The organism is Fulvivirga sediminis (assembly GCF_016757215.1).
GTDB classification, from domain to species: domain Bacteria; phylum Bacteroidota; class Bacteroidia; order Cytophagales; family Cyclobacteriaceae; genus Fulvivirga; species Fulvivirga sediminis.
The window spans coordinates 36,327-51,144 of the sequence record NZ_JAESIY010000013.1 but is presented as its reverse complement, the minus strand read 5'-3'; the positions used below and the strand labels follow the sequence as shown (position 1 = coordinate 51,144).

Here is a 14,818-nt window from a genome sequence, read left to right as displayed (position 1 = left end):
CTTGCTAATTTGTATTCTGCAGCACCAATTTGTATACCACACTTTATAAGGTGTTGTATTTCAGTTTATTATATTTTGGGTGTAATTTTTTATTTTCTCTGATTGGGATGGTGTTTCAAAATGAGAAAATGGCTTCTCCCTCAACTTTACTATATTTGGGCTTAACTATATAGATCTTTAGAATGGCACCAGATATTATTCTTTATATTATTTTAGGCATTATTACTATAGATTTTATGGTAGATCAGCTATTAGACTACCTCAACCATAAGTCTAAAAGGGTGGATTTACCTGAAGAAATAGCTTCTTTTTATGATGAAAGTAAATACAGGAAGTCGCAGGAGTATCAGAAGGTATCGGGTAAATTTTCCTTTATTACGTCTTCTTTCAGTTTTATTATCTCTTTTTTAATGCTTTCACTTGGTGGTTTTGGCTATCTGGATCAGCTACTTAGACCATATTTTGATAATGAAGTATGGCTTTCATTAGCATATTTTGGTGTTCTATATGTAGTGTCAGATGTTGTTAATCTACCATTTCAATGGTATAGTACTTTTGTGATAGAAGAGCGTTTTGGATTTAATAAAACTACTCCCAAGACATTTGTGCTTGATAAATTAAAAGGATATGTACTTTCTGCCGTACTGGGATGCGTATTAATAGGTGCATTGCTGTACCTTATATTGAATATTGGAGAGAATTTCTGGTTGTATTTTTGGCTTGTCGCTTCTGTGTTTATATTATTTGTGAACATGTTCTATACATCACTGATTTTACCTCTCTTTAATAAACTCACCCCTCTGGAAGATGGAGAACTCAAAAGTGCTATACAGACTTATAGTGAGAAGATAGACTTTCCTTTAGATAGTATTTATGTAATAGATGGCTCTAAGAGGTCTAATAAGGCGAATGCTTTCTTCTCTGGGTTGGGCAAAAAAAAGAAGATAGTGCTGTATGATACTTTAATAAATAATCATACTAATGAGGAGTTGGTGGCTATTTTGGCGCATGAGGTGGGGCATTTTAAGAAAAAGCATATTTTGTATGGCTTTGCTATTTCTATCCTACAGATAGGAGTAATGTTATTCTTAATGTCTAAGATGATTTATAATGAAAACTTATCTCTAGCTCTTGGTGCGGAGCAAATGGGTGTGCATTTAAATTTATTGGCTTTTGGATTACTCTATTCTCCTATTAGCACCTTGTTGGGGATAGCTATGAATATTTTTAGTCGAAAAAATGAGTATGAAGCTGATGCCTTTGCACGAGATACGTATAATGGAGATTCGTTAAGTACCGCATTAAAGAAGCTTTCGGTTGATAATTTGAGTAATTTATATCCGCATCCGGCCTATGTTTTTGTAAATTACTCCCATCCACCACTGCTAGCAAGGTTGGCTGCTATTAGTAAAAGGTGATATTATGATAGTTGATGAGCATAGTGCTGCTGATCAGTAGGTAGTTCTGCTTAAGTTCAAATATTACCAATGGCCCGAATTTGTCTTAAAATTTATGTGGTTTGTCAATAAATATATAAACTTGTTATTTTAAAATATTAGTTAAAGATGAGTGCAAATTTTGAAAAAGTAAAATCGTTTTTATTGGAGCTTGAGTTTACCCTGCTTCATGAAGACACTCAGGATGAGTTGTTTGTAGTGGAGAAAGATGGCTCAGGCATAGCTAATCTTATCATAGACTGTGAAGATCCTATTTTGATTATTGAAGGGGTACTTTTCGAAGTGAAAAACAAGTCATTAGAGCTTTTTGAGAAATTACTTAAAAAGAACAGAGAGATAATACATGGAGCCTTTGTGCTAGATGAGTCTGGGACTAAAGTACTTTATAGAGATACTTTGCAGCTGGAGAATCTTGATCTTAACGAGTTAGAAGGAACGCTAAACTCATTGGAGTTATTGCTAAGTGAGTATGCAGCTGATATTATAGAATTTTCAAAAAATTAAAAGTAAGAAGAATGGGAATATTTAGCAGGTTATTTACTATCGGTAAAGCCGAAACTAACGCGGCAATAGATAAATTAGAAGACCCTATCAAATTGACTGAGCAGGGTATAAGGGATCTAAAGCTGGATCTAGATAAGAGTTTGCAGGCTTTGGCCGAAGTGAAAGCGATGGCAATAAGAAGCAAAAGGGATCTTAATGACCATAAGGCTACGGCACAATCTTATGAGCAGAAGGCTATTATGCTTTTACAAAGAGCTGAAAAAGGAGATTTAGATCCAGCGGAGGCTGACAGGTTAGCCACTGAAGCACTTACAAGAAAAGAGGAAGCCACTGAGAGTGCTATAAGGAGTGAAGAAGAGGTGCAGCGTTTTGAAACCAATATTTCACAGCTGGATGCTAATGTGAAAAAGTTAAAATCTTCAATAACCAGATATGAAAATGAGTTGCGAACACTAAAAGCTCGTTCTCGCGTGAGTCAGGCTACTCAAAAAATTAATAAGCAGATGTCTGGTATAGACAGTTCTAGCACGGTAAGTATGCTGGAAAAAATGAAAGAGAAAGTAGCTCAGCAAGAGGCTATGGCAGAAGCCTATGGCGAAATAGCTAATGAAAGCAAAAGCCTTGATGATGAGATAGACTCTGCTCTGGATGAGAAGTCATTCAAGGCATCTTCTTCATTAGAAGCGCTAAAGGCTAAGATGAAAAACAAAGAACAGTAATTAAATAATTAGCAAATGGGCTTGTTTGATAACCTCTTCGGAAAAAAAGATAAAGAGCCGCACTATGATAGTACAGATATCAGGGTGCAGGACTTAGATGTAGGGTTTGTGTTTGATTATGATCTCTCTACCTGGGAGGTCAATAATATTTATGAATACGATTGGGGTGATAATTATTTCAGCCGAGAGTATAAGATCAGCAATGGAGAAAAGTCCCTCTTTTTATCTTTAGAAGAAGATGATGAGCTCGAACTGTCTGTTTCATCAAAAATCAAAGTGAGGGCGCTTGGTTCAGAAGTGGTAGATAAACTGATGTCTGAGCAAAAGCCTCCTTCTGAATTAACTTATGATGGCAGAACTTACTATCTGGAAGAAGAATCTCCCGGATATTTTCATGATATAGGAAGAAGTGACGATTGGGAAGAGTTTGTGTCTTGGGATTATGAAGATTCAAACGGGGAATATATACTTACTGTAGAGCAATGGGGCGAAAAAGAGTTTGAAGCTTCAGCAGGGAAATATATAAAAGAATTTGAAATCTCTAATATATTACCTTCAGGAGATACATGAACGAGAGTGGCTGATCATGAAAATGGCCCCACTAATACTAAAAAGAAAAAAATGAACAATGGATTTGTAAAACTCATTATTGTGGTAATTATAGGCTTTGTAGTTATAAAAGCTTGTAGTAGCAGCGGTAATGATTACAGAGACTCAGGACAGATGGAAAACTGGGAAAAGTCTCCTGTAGATGAGTTAATAAAATCTCTTTCTGACGAACAGAATTTCTCTATTATTTTATATGATATGGATGCTGGTGACTCTGGAGATAGCTATAAACATAAGTACAGAGTAGTGGTAGAGAAGCCAGACACTGTACAGGCAAGAGAAACGGAGTGGTACCCTGTGTCTGCTGGTTTTTTTAAGCAGCATCTGAATGACATGGGAATGGAGATCGCCTCTAAAAAAGATGGTGTGGTTCATAAGCAAGCTGCTCCTGCGGGGTATACTAACTATGTTGGTAATCAGAAATATGGACATTGGGTGAATAGAAATGGATCTTCCTTCTGGGAGTTTTATGGTAAATACGCCTTTCTTAGCTCTATGTTTAATATGATGAGTTACCCTGTAAGAAGATCTTATTGGGATGATTACTATGGAGGTTATTATGGAAGGGGCAGGTCATATTATGGCCCTTCAGGCAGAACCATCTATGGAACAAAGAATTATACCTCTTCCAGCTCAGGAAGAAATACCACCTGGGCATCTAAACCACCTACTTTTAAGGATAAGGTGAGGAACCGAGTATCGAGATCTACTTCTGCTTCTAGCTCTAGAAAATATTCATCAGGAAGCAGCTATAGCAGAACATCTCGCAGTTCTTCAAGGTCATCATCCGGATCATCGTTTAGGTCTAGAAGTGGCGGATTTGGTAAATAATACACTCCATATTGAAAATATTAATAATTTATGAGTCTCTCTGAATTTTCATTTGTAGTATATGAGGCCGTTATATACATAGCTCTGGCTTTCATTTTTTTCTTAATAGGCAAGTTTGTCTATCAGTTATTGCATCGTTCCATAAATGTAAAAGAGGAGCTGGTTAAAAAAGATAACCTGGCTTTTAGCTTATCACACGTGGGCTACTTTGTGGGGCTGTTAATAGCTATAGGTAGTGCTATAGTAGGGCCATCTCAAGGGCTATGGAATGATGTAATAGTGATTTCTATTTATGGAGCACTGGCGATAGTATTGCTAAATATTTCCATTATTATAACAGATAAGGTTTTATTAAGCCGTTTTTCAGTAAGAAAAGAGATTATTGAAGATCAGAATGAAGGCACAGGCATAGTAGAAGCTGCTGTTTCTATTGCTTCTGGTCTTATTATCTTCGGGGCCGTTACTGGAGAAAGTAGCAGTATCTCTGCGGGTATCATTTCGGCGCTTGCTTTCTGGTTTTTAGGTCAGCTGGCCCTGTTGCTTACAGGTTGGGTATATAATCTTATCACTCCTTATGATATTCATGAGCATATAGAAAAAGATAATGTGGCAGTGGGTATTGGTTTTGCCGGTGCATTGGTAGCTATGGGTAACCTTATCAAATTTGGCCTGATGGGTGAGTTTGAAAGCTGGGATGCCACCCTCTCTGAGGCAGGGCTAGAAGTGGTGGCTGGTCTTATTTTATTGCCAGTGATGAGATACATTACCGATAAAATTTTGCTGCCGGGTGAAAATCTAACCGATGAAATCGTGAATCAGGAGAAGCCCAATATAGGTGCAGCCATAATAGAAGCTTTTGCTTACATAGGCGGCTCTGTGCTTATCACTTGGTGTTTGTAGAGGAAAAGAGGGATTGTAAATATTGAAGGGACGGATAAAAAATATACTTGGCCGTAGGTCAACGCTGTTAAAAGCAGCCATTTTTGCTACAGGCTTTTCAGGTGTAGTGGCAGAATACATACTTTCTACACTGGCTACCTATTTTTTAGGAGATTCTATTTTTCAGTGGGTTATGATTATCTCTCTGATGCTCTTCTCAATGGGAGTGGGTAGCCGAATCAGTAAAGTGTTTAATCAGCACTTGCTAAAATGGTTTCTAATTGTAGAATTTGCCTTATCTCTGCTGGTTTCTTTTGCTCCATTATCTGTGTATACCATGTCCGCTTGGAGTACATCTTATGAGACTTTAATATACGTTCTTTCCATAGGTATAGGTATGCTTATAGGTATGGAAGTACCCCTAGTAGTACGTATTAATAATGAGTTTGAAGAGCTGAAGTATAATATTTCAGGGATATTGGAAAATGACTATTACGGTAGTCTCTTAGGAGGTGTATTCTTTGCTTTTATAGGCTTGCCGGTGTTGGGGCTCATGTACACCCCATTTGTTTTAGGGCTGGTTAACTTACTGGTAGCTATCGCGTTGATTATTTCTCTAAGAAAAGTGATGAGCGATTCAGATAAGAAACTATTACTGCCTTCTGCTTCAGCTATATTAGTTATTCTGGTGGCTGGGCTCCTAGTAACTAAACCTGTCATTTTGTATGGTGAGCAGTCTAAGTACAAGGATAAGGTGGTATATACTAAACAGACCGCCTATCAGCGAATAGTCATGACTCAATGGAAGGATGATTACTGGCTTTATCTAAATGGAAATCAGCAGCTTTCTACCAGAGATGAAGTGATGTATCATGAGCCATTGGTGCACCCGGCACTCACCTTGCACCCACATCCTGAAAATATATTAATATTAGGTGGTGGTGATGGCTGTGCTGCCAGGGAGATATTGAAATATCCTAGTGTTAAAAATATCACTTTGGTAGATTTAGATCCTGCTATGACTGCCTTGGGGCAAAATAACCCTATACTCACAGAGCTTAATCATAATTCTCTTAATAATGAGAAGGTAAATATCATTAATACAGATGGCTATCAGTTTATACAGAATGATACTTCGTTTTACGATGCTATTTTTATTGACTTACCAGATCCTCGTACAGTGGAGCTAGGCAGGCTGTATAGTTATGAGTTTTATAAAAGTTGCTATAAGCTGCTAAGACCTCAGGGGGTTATTGTAACTCAGGCAGGTAGCCCTTATTTTGCCACTAAAGCATTCTTATGCATAGGGAAAACCATGAAAGAGGCCGGGTTCACTACAGTGCCATTACACAACCAGGTAGTTACAATGGGAGAGTGGGGCTGGAGCTTAGGTCAAAAGGCTAGTCCTTATCAGGATCTGAAGAACACCTTGCAAAAGCTTCAGTTTTCTGTAGATACTCAATGGATAGACCATGAAGCCATGCAGCTTATTACTTCTTTTGGAAAAGATATTTATGTGGGAGATAATAAAGGCCCAGTGAAGGTTAATCGAATACATGATCCGGTGCTTTATAAATATTACTTAAAAGGGAACTGGGATTTATACTAATGGAAGATATGGAGCACATTACACCACAGCATAAGTCAGTAACGGCGCATATCTATAGCCTTCGGTTATGGATAAAAACCATAGAGCCTGAATATTTAAAAGAAACTTTTGATAAGTTGCTGAGCAGCACCGAATTTCATGTGCTAAATTTTTCTGAATATTTTTTCCCAGTTCAGGGCTACACAGCTATTTGGCTTTTGGCTGAATCACACTTGGCTATTCATACTTTTCCTCAAAACGGATGGTGTTATATAGAACTCAGTGGCTGTAATAAGGATAAGACGAACCTGTTTAGAGAGCAAGTTGGGCTTATGGATTTCGAAATCAAATGGGAAACACCAGAAATGACTGAGAGTAGTCCCGGAGACTCATGATAAAAAAATAAAAATACATGAAAAAATGGAAATACTATATTTTAGCGTCACTCGCCTACATCGGTGTTATTTGCCTGATCGGAGTGGTGGAGAAGCAGTCTCCAGATGCTAATATTAAGAGTATTTCAGATGCATTTTGGTATGCCATAGTTACGCTTACTACGGTAGGGTATGGAGATTTTTATCCTGTTACGCCTATCGGGAAGGTAGTGGGATTGATTGTAATAATAGGAAGTATAGGCGTATTAGGTTATGTAATAGGCGAGATCACCAGTAAATTTAATCAGTATATGGAAAAGAAAAAATATGGTTTCTGGGGTACAGACTTTGACGGACATTATATTATAATTGGCTGGAACTCCTTTGGGAGGCAAGTGGCAGAACAAATATTTAATTCTGGTCATAAAGTTGCCTTTGTGGTTAACTCAAAAGCAGATGTGGACCTTATAAAAGATGTGTTTCCGGGAGATAATTGTTTCTGTCTTTTTGCTGATTATTATAATATGGAAGCTTACGACAAGGTCAATATTAAAAAATCCAAAGGCGTATATGTGAACTTTGAGGAAGATACTAAAACTCTGGTATTTGTACTTAACTTGAAGAAGGCCTATCCTAATAGCAATATCGTAGTTACCTGTATTAATCCAGAACTCAAAGATACTTTTGTAAATGCGGGAATTCGCTACGTAATTTCACAGAGTGAAGTAGCCTCTCGCCTGGTGGCTAGCTATATTTTTGAGCCATTTGTGGCTTCTTATACAGAAGATCTTATTACTACTAGTATTTCAGGCTTTGATTCTGACATTCAACAATATAGAATTTTGAAAGATAATAAGCTGGCTGGTGCAGAGTATATGGATGCCTTTCATGAACTCAAAGAGAAGTTTAATGCGGTAGCCATTGGTATGGTCAGCCATGGGAAAATTATTAAAAACCCTAGTAAAGGCCAGATGATTAGCGCAGGAGATTATCTAATTCTTATTTCAGATGGTAACACTAAGCCTAAACTCGAGACTATTTTCGGGGTGAAGGAAGGGGAGTGATAGAAAGCATTTATATTACTTCAATTTCGTCTTTTATAGTTAAGGCATTGATCAAGAGCTGTTTGTGGTTGATGAATAGGAATCCTGACAAAAATCATAATTTAATTTCGCTAGCCTGAACTCCAAAATCAGGCTTTTATCCATGGTCTTTTTTTTTGGCTTCAATTCTCAATGCGTTGGTAATCAGCTTATTATGACTCTATTTATTCTTAATTTTAATTAAAATAATTTATAGTTGCATTAAATACGTGTATGTACCTATGGAAATTATTTTAATAAAGAAATAGTTTTGTATTTATACGCTACTACTAACTACAATGGGTCATGGAAACTATAAATATTCTCGTAATAGAAGACTCTAAGGATGACTTCTATTTAATGGAACGGATTCTGAAAAAGAATCACATTCCTTGTTCGTTACACTGTGTCGATACTAGGGATGAGTTCCTGGACGCCCTTCATGAATCAAATCCTAATTTGATTATTTCAGACCATGCTATGGCAAGTTTTAGCAGCATGGATGCATTGCAGATTTGTCAAAAAGAAAGAAAGAGTGTTCCGTTTTTGGTGGTCACAGGTACACTGCCAGAAGATACAGCTAAGTCACTACTTTCACTGGGAGTAGATAACTACGTTCTTAAAAAAGATCTTGATCTTTTGCCAGATGTGGTAAAGCAAGCACTAAAAAAGCATAAGAGCTGGGTGAGCAGTGGAGTGAAAAATCTTACTGCTGAGGCTATCTCTAAGCCCAAGGTGGATAATAATTCATTTGCCTTAAAATTCACGAAATACCTGAACGATAAAATTAAATCTATCGATGGAATGACCAACTTAATGCAGAAGGAGTCTCTTTGCACTAAGTATAGAAATTTTCATTATAGAGAAATTAAGTCGCAAACTCAGCAAATGCGTTATGTGAGTCATTGCATTAAAGAAATGGCCGAGTTGAAGCTTGCTGAAGTCGAAAGCAATGTAATTAACCTCAGATTACTGACTACAAATGTATGGTTCGAGCTTCTTGAGAGCCGATTTTTTGATGTGGTGCTGGTAAATAATATTTCTGAAGAACTAACTTGGAAGGGAGATGTAAAGGTGCTTAAGGTGATATTGAGGCATATTTTCAGAAATAGTATGCTCTTTAAGGATTCATCTAAGAAGTTGAATCGTATGAAACTTACTGCTGTAAGACAGAGTGAGTATCTTATTCTTGAAATTGAAGATAATGGTATAGGTATAGAAAAAACGGTCATTCCTAAGGTTTTTGATGTTTTTTATAGTGCAGATACTGATTATAAGACCGTAGGTATAGGTTTATATATTGTTAAAGAATTATTAGATGAAATAGGAGGCGAAATGCGGATTACCAGTGAGTTGAAAGAAGGTACTACTATCCAGTTATTGCTACCTCAATATAGTTAATTTCTTATAGTCTCTCTATTAATCGCTCAATGAACCATCCAAATCCGGCTTGTAGCCGGATTTGGATGTGTTTTTTATATTTGGCTCATACCTCCATCTACGTTAAGCTCTATACCATTAATATAAGAGGCAGCATCAGAGGCCATAAAGAGAACGGTTTCTGCTATTTCATCGCAAGATCCGAAGCGTCCAAGAGGTACCTGATTTATAAATTGCCGCTCCATTATATCAAACTCTTCGTTGCTGAGTTTCATTTTACTAAATATATCTGTGGTAACAGGGCCGGGGGCGATACTCATAGTTCGGATGTTCTTTTCTGCTAGTTCATTAGCCAGTACTCTGCTCAAAGAGCGCAAGGCTGCCTTACTAGCGGCATAGACACTTGTACCTACATACCCCTTTCTTCCTGCTACTGAAGTATTAGTTATAATAGTGCTGCCATTATTCATATAAGGGAGAGCTTCTTTTATAGTAAAAAAAGGTCCTTTTACATTGGTATTAAAGTGCTCATCAAAATGCTCTTCTGATATACTGCTTATAGGTACAAACTTGGCTATTCCTGCATTTAGGAAGAGGATGTCGATGTTTCCGAAGGCTTCTACAGTCTGTTCAATGGCTTTTTTGTTGTCTGATATTTTTGAAGCATCCGCTAATATAGAAATGGCATTACCTCCAATGAGCTTCATGGCTTCATCTAAAGCTTTTTCTCGCCGACCGGTGATAGCGACTTTGGCTCCATGCTGTACAAATACTCTGGCCGTTGCAAGACCAATGCCACTGTTTCCCCCAGTAATTAAAGCTACTTTTCCGTCTAATCTGTTCATATTAATGAGTTGTGATAAAAGCCCAAGGTGGGGGAATAATAGATAGCTTAAAAATGGAAAATTATAGGTTTATTAATCATGAGAGGTTTATTTGAATATTCACTCAAAATATTGTTAATCAGTTTGTTGGGTTTGTTTTGGTGGTATTAAAGTAAGGCGTTGTAGTTTTTAGGAATCTATTTATGAAAAGATTGCTTCATATTTCTATAAATAAGGTGTTTATATGTACAGAGGAAGATGTATTGTGAGGTATGTACAACTCCTCATGCAGGCATTTTAACATGAGGGGAGAGCTTATTCTTAATTTATATGTCTAGTACAAGCTGAGAACCTTTATTGTACACCATATGATTCCTCAAAGGCCATTTTATTGAAGTCATACCTTTTGGTGTATTCCTTATAATCAGTTAAGTCTTTATATTTAATAACCAAAATATCATCAATGTAGTATCCCTCTTGTAAGTGATAGACGCCATTTGGGAAAAGGACATTTAAAGTGTGCATGTTCTGCAATTGAATAACTTGAAAGCCGCGTTGGTGGATAATGATTAAGCGTCCTTCTGAAAATTTATTCATCACAAATAGGTTGTTTTTAGAGTCCACTTTATCTTCTAATGCTATGAATTGATTTTTTATCACATCATAGAGAAGTGTTTTTTCTACTGGTAAGTAAATAAACCTTCCATTTTCTGATTCCATTTCGAAATGGTCTAAATCAGGATATAAACCACCCCACTTATAATTTAAACATGGGTTTTGAACTAAATCATTATTAATATAGAAATGAAATTTCCATATCATGTGTCCGGGATGGGGTTCATCCAAATGAGTAGCAACCAGTTTAATATTACTATGCTTTGCCTTAAAAGTATGCTCTTCATCTAATCTCATAATGGCAAAATAAAGGCTTGATCTGAAAATTAAACAGCTTTCGCTTTCACTTTTGACTTAAACTGTTTTTTAGGCTTATCTTTTTTCGTGGTACTTTCGGTTGCGGTGGCCGTTTTATTTTTTCCTGGCTTCAATTTGAAGCAGATGATAAGGGTAACTATTGAAGTGATCAACCAAAAGGCATCTACCACAAATATTTGTATTTGCTGCTCATTAAAGGTAGTCCAAAGCCAATCTCCCGTAACTATGCCGTTGGCTATCGGTACCATAAAACCTAAAATACTACCAGAGATCAGGCACCATTTGTTAGTGAAATAGTTATTCTTTTTAATGGAGAATAAAACAGATAATACTAGCCAGCTCAGAAAGTATACTTTATAAATAAATAAATGCGGGGCAGGATCATTTACATTTTTAAATAGTTTAATGGCCAAAAAGCTAATCACCGTGACCGGATACATGCTTAGTGAGATGGCCAGAAAAATACTAGCTACCCATTTATTCGCTTTTCTTTTAAAAACTGTATTACTCTTTTTATCACGAGCTTCTACCCATATCAATACTCCGGAGATAATAACAAAGCAGGTGATTATGCCAAAGAAGAAATAGATGACTTTGAGGGCGTAGCCTCCAAAATTGCCATAATGTAGTTTTATCAGAAAATCCTGTACGCTGGCTATGTAAGGTGTTTCGCCGTAAGGGGTTCTTTTAAAAACGATTTGGCCATTACTGGCTTTGAACGCTACTTGTCCCAATCCTGAAAATTGCTTTTTATTGATAGGCTTCACATCTACGGCCACCTGCATGTTCGCATCTCCGTAGTTCTGAATTACTACCTTGTTGGCATATACATCTTCCCATTGGCTTTCTGCCTCAGCGATCATATTATTAAATGATCCTTTGAAAGTCATGGGGTTGTTGGTGAATGGTAATGCCGCTACATCTGTAGATAAGTCTTTATACATAGCCTGACTATTTCCATCATAGAAAAAGGAGGTAGCAGTGCTGAGCATGATAGTGGAACCTATAATAAGTGTGGCTCCGGTAACGGCATATATAAATTGAAAAGGGAGGCCTATTAACCCTAAAGCGGTGTGCGCATCTGTCCATACAGTCTTGAGCTTGGCCCTGGGTCTGAACAGGTAGAAATTGCTGATGATTTTTTTCCAATGAACGATTACTCCGGTAACAATGGCAAAAAGGAAAAAGAAAGCCACTATTCCAGCGAGAGTATAGCCATAAGGGTATGGAATCTGTGCAAAGAAATGTAGTCGGTAGATAAACTCTCCCAGTGTAATATCTTGAAAGTAGCTATAGCTTTTTTGTGTGGCAGGATCTTGATAGAAGAAGGCTCTGGCTTGGGCGGCTTCTTCTGCGGTGGTATCTTTTGATGGTGTAATTGATACCATCACCCTTCTTTCCTGATGAATTTGGCTAAGGGTTATATCTCTGCCATAAAGTGGTGTAGACGCGGCGATGGAATCCATCATAGTATCAAAGTCCACATCCATTTGTGTGTTATTAACAATGGGCTGTTGTCTCTCCCAGTTCACAATATCATCTCTGAAAAAGCTGATGGAGCCAGCAAAGAAAATAACAAAGAGTGCTACGCTAATTACCAGTCCGCTTATGGTATGAGTATGAAACAATACGTTATATATACGATTACTCATAAGGCAGATAATAATTCAGGTGATGTTGACTTTAAAAAATAGAAGGTAGCTCCTAGCACGAGTAAGGCGATGAAATAAAAGGCCCATGCTTTCCAGCCATTTTCAAAAAGAAAGGGGAGAATCATGAGTGTGCACCATACTATAAAACCGGCAAATTTCAAGGTGATTAAAATAGCCACATGGTCTGTAAGTAAGGCGAATATCAGAAATAGAAGGCTGGTGATTAAAAAACCGCCAATGAAACCCGCAGTGATTTTAGCGAACCTTTGGTGGAATGAAGGGTTGAGATATTTTTTGTTGGCAGGCATTTAGAAGGCAGTTTCAAAAATTAATGCTGTAACTAAAAAAATGCTGATGGTCCAGCGGTTTACATACCCCAAAGGGCCAAGAATAATGCTTAAGCTGGCTATTACCGTGAGCGTAAGTATGTAAGTGAATATGCCAGAAGTTACTCCAAAGGAGAAAAGGCAGAATACAAAACCTAATACTAAGGCAAATAATCCGGAAATATAGCTTTGTTCCTTATGGCCGCGCAACCATTTTTCAAAGCCGTTTGGTTTTGATAGTTCTGCGCGGTTAGAGTTTTGGTAGAAGCACCAAAAACCAATGAAAGTTAATATTATGCTTAGCGTAATCATATTCACTTATAAAGGAATACAATAAGTGGCACAATGCCAGATAAACTCATAGTCTTTGCCCTTGTAAGTGCCAGGAGTTTCTTCTTTTCTAGTGGTTTCTACAGTGTATTTGGTGGCCCAGGGAAGCTTAAAGGTTACTATTCCTTTTTCGTTAGTAGTAAGTTTTTTGCTCCATAAGTCTGCAATGTAAATGTCTACTTCTTGTTCGCTAACAGGTTCGCCTTTATATAAAACCTGCAGTGATACTTCTGCGTTTGCTTTAGCTTTTTCGGTGCTGGCATTTACTATGGTCAGGCCAGAGTCATTGGTAGTGGCCGAGCTTTTTACTTCGCTGCCCACAATTACCTTGGCTGTAGAGTGATAGTGTGTTCTGAAAATGCCAAAATCATATTGAGTATAATCTATTACATCAATTTCTTTATTGTTTAGCGCTACCGTATAAACGCCATTTTCCTTAGGAGTAAAAGAACCCACAAAGGCATTTTTTTTTATAGTGGTTTTTATAGGCTGTTTTTTTCCTGAAGGAGCTATTACCCACAGCTCAAAATCTTTAACTGCCGCAAAGTTTTCTCCATTAGGATCTTCCACTACACCATAAGTGTATTCTCCATAATGAACTTTTATAGTCTGTTCTTCGCCTTTTTTGCCCGTTTCGCTGGTTTCTATCCATAAATAATGGGCGAAGGTGGCTTTGGAGGTGAGGAGTAAGAATAAAAGTATTAGGTTGTATGCTTTCATATTAAAATAGTAAAATAACCTATGAAGTTAATTGCAGGTTGTGAAAGTTGCTAAAGATGAATTAAGATTTAAGGTCAAAGATTCCGAATACCTCCGCAGCAGATGTGATTTCCGCTCCTTCTTCGTAAATAAATGCCTTCAATCGGTTCGTTGAAATTTTAAAGCACTAAGCACAGTTTAACAATTATCAGTTGGTTGATGGTGAATGTAAGTTTCAAGGCAAAGCCTCAATTTACCGAAATATTATTTTTATTTAAACTCATTCTAAACAGAGGCAAATGTATGTTAGATCTAAGATAAGAGCAACTATTTAGACTAATTTTAAGTAGTAAACATCTGTTTAATTTTCTCTTTGAGTTTGATCATAAAATTATCAAGCTCGTACTAGGGTAGAATAGCGGAGTTTTCATGATTTGGATTGAAATATCCTTTTAAGTCTGCTTGATGCTGACAGCTGGACTAGATAAGTGATTGGAGAAAATATAAATCTCACTTTTTCTCTGATGAGCTAATTTTTTAGGTTTAATATATGTTATATTGGGTTTTCTGCCGAAATTCATATAAAATATAAGGTATGTGGGGCTTTGTGCAACCTTTTATTTTGAGGCTG

The 14,818-nt window shown here is 37.1% G+C and carries 16 protein-coding genes; 10 read left to right on the top strand and 6 right to left on the bottom strand.

What is annotated here, in order from left to right; all coding sequences use genetic code 11:
- Positions 1 to 182 precede the first annotated feature (182 nt).
- The 10 genes from JL102_RS20105 (at position 183) to JL102_RS20060 (ending at position 9,444) form a co-directional block, all read left to right on the top strand.
- The gene (locus JL102_RS20105) at positions 183 to 1,418 is read left to right on the top strand and encodes a M48 family metallopeptidase (RefSeq protein WP_202246262.1); all 1,236 of its coding nucleotides are present in this window, start codon (positions 183 to 185) and stop codon (positions 1,416 to 1,418) included.
- Positions 1,419 to 1,565: 147 nt separating this feature from the next.
- Complete coding sequence (locus JL102_RS20100; RefSeq protein WP_202246261.1) at positions 1,566 to 1,961, top strand: YbjN domain-containing protein; 396 nt, start codon at positions 1,566 to 1,568, stop codon at positions 1,959 to 1,961.
- An 11-nt stretch (positions 1,962 to 1,972) separates the two neighbouring features.
- The gene (locus tag JL102_RS20095) at positions 1,973 to 2,680 is read left to right on the top strand and encodes a PspA/IM30 family protein (RefSeq protein WP_202246260.1); all 708 of its coding nucleotides are present in this window, start codon (positions 1,973 to 1,975) and stop codon (positions 2,678 to 2,680) included.
- 15 nt (positions 2,681 to 2,695) lie between these two features.
- Positions 2,696 to 3,250, top strand: coding sequence for a DUF4178 domain-containing protein (locus tag JL102_RS20090; RefSeq protein WP_202246259.1), 555 nt, complete (start codon positions 2,696 to 2,698; stop codon positions 3,248 to 3,250).
- Between the two features lie 51 nt (positions 3,251 to 3,301).
- A complete protein-coding gene (locus JL102_RS20085; protein ID WP_202246258.1) occupies positions 3,302 to 4,120 on the top strand; it encodes a hypothetical protein in 819 nt (272 codons plus the stop codon).
- A 30-nt stretch (positions 4,121 to 4,150) separates the two neighbouring features.
- Positions 4,151 to 5,020, top strand: a complete 870-nt coding sequence (locus JL102_RS20080; RefSeq protein WP_202246257.1) for a DUF350 domain-containing protein — start codon at positions 4,151 to 4,153, stop codon at positions 5,018 to 5,020.
- A 22-nt stretch (positions 5,021 to 5,042) separates the two neighbouring features.
- Positions 5,043 to 6,608: a polyamine aminopropyltransferase gene (locus JL102_RS20075; RefSeq protein WP_237390680.1), complete on the top strand. Its 1,566-nt coding sequence runs from the start codon at positions 5,043 to 5,045 to the stop codon at positions 6,606 to 6,608.
- An 8-nt stretch (positions 6,609 to 6,616) separates the two neighbouring features.
- Entirely contained in the window at positions 6,617 to 6,982 is a 366-nt protein-coding gene (locus tag JL102_RS20070; RefSeq protein ID WP_202246256.1) for an S-adenosylmethionine decarboxylase, read from the top strand.
- 17 nt (positions 6,983 to 6,999) lie between these two features.
- Positions 7,000 to 8,025, top strand: a complete 1,026-nt coding sequence (locus JL102_RS20065) for a potassium channel family protein (RefSeq protein ID WP_202246255.1) — start codon at positions 7,000 to 7,002, stop codon at positions 8,023 to 8,025.
- A gap of 324 nt (positions 8,026 to 8,349) precedes the next feature.
- Positions 8,350 to 9,444, top strand: coding sequence for an ATP-binding response regulator (locus JL102_RS20060; RefSeq protein ID WP_202246254.1), 1,095 nt, complete (start codon positions 8,350 to 8,352; stop codon positions 9,442 to 9,444).
- 74 nt (positions 9,445 to 9,518) lie between these two features.
- On the opposite strand, the gene JL102_RS20055 is transcribed toward JL102_RS20060, so the two are convergent.
- The 6 genes from JL102_RS20055 to JL102_RS20030 form a co-directional block, all read right to left on the bottom strand.
- Positions 9,519 to 10,268, bottom strand: coding sequence for a glucose 1-dehydrogenase (locus JL102_RS20055; RefSeq protein ID WP_202246253.1), 750 nt, complete (start codon positions 10,266 to 10,268; stop codon positions 9,519 to 9,521).
- Positions 10,269 to 10,601: 333 nt separating this feature from the next.
- Positions 10,602 to 11,159, bottom strand: coding sequence for a hypothetical protein (locus JL102_RS20050; RefSeq protein ID WP_202246252.1), 558 nt, complete (start codon positions 11,157 to 11,159; stop codon positions 10,602 to 10,604).
- 29 nt (positions 11,160 to 11,188) lie between these two features.
- Positions 11,189 to 12,832, bottom strand: coding sequence for a PepSY-associated TM helix domain-containing protein (locus JL102_RS20045; protein WP_202246251.1), 1,644 nt, complete (start codon positions 12,830 to 12,832; stop codon positions 11,189 to 11,191).
- On the bottom strand, positions 12,829 to 13,140 hold the full coding sequence (locus JL102_RS20040; RefSeq protein WP_202246250.1) for a hypothetical protein: 312 nt from the start codon (positions 13,138 to 13,140) through the stop codon (positions 12,829 to 12,831). Before JL102_RS20040 ends, JL102_RS20045 begins: the two co-directional genes overlap by 4 nt.
- Positions 13,141 to 13,470: a hypothetical protein gene (locus JL102_RS20035; protein WP_202246249.1), complete on the bottom strand. Its 330-nt coding sequence runs from the start codon at positions 13,468 to 13,470 to the stop codon at positions 13,141 to 13,143.
- Between the two features lie 6 nt (positions 13,471 to 13,476).
- Positions 13,477 to 14,208 carry a DUF4198 domain-containing protein gene (locus JL102_RS20030; RefSeq protein ID WP_202246248.1) on the bottom strand — a complete coding sequence of 244 codons (732 nt, stop codon included), beginning with the start codon at positions 14,206 to 14,208 and terminating at the stop codon, positions 13,477 to 13,479.
- Positions 14,209 to 14,818: the final 610 nt, after the last annotated feature.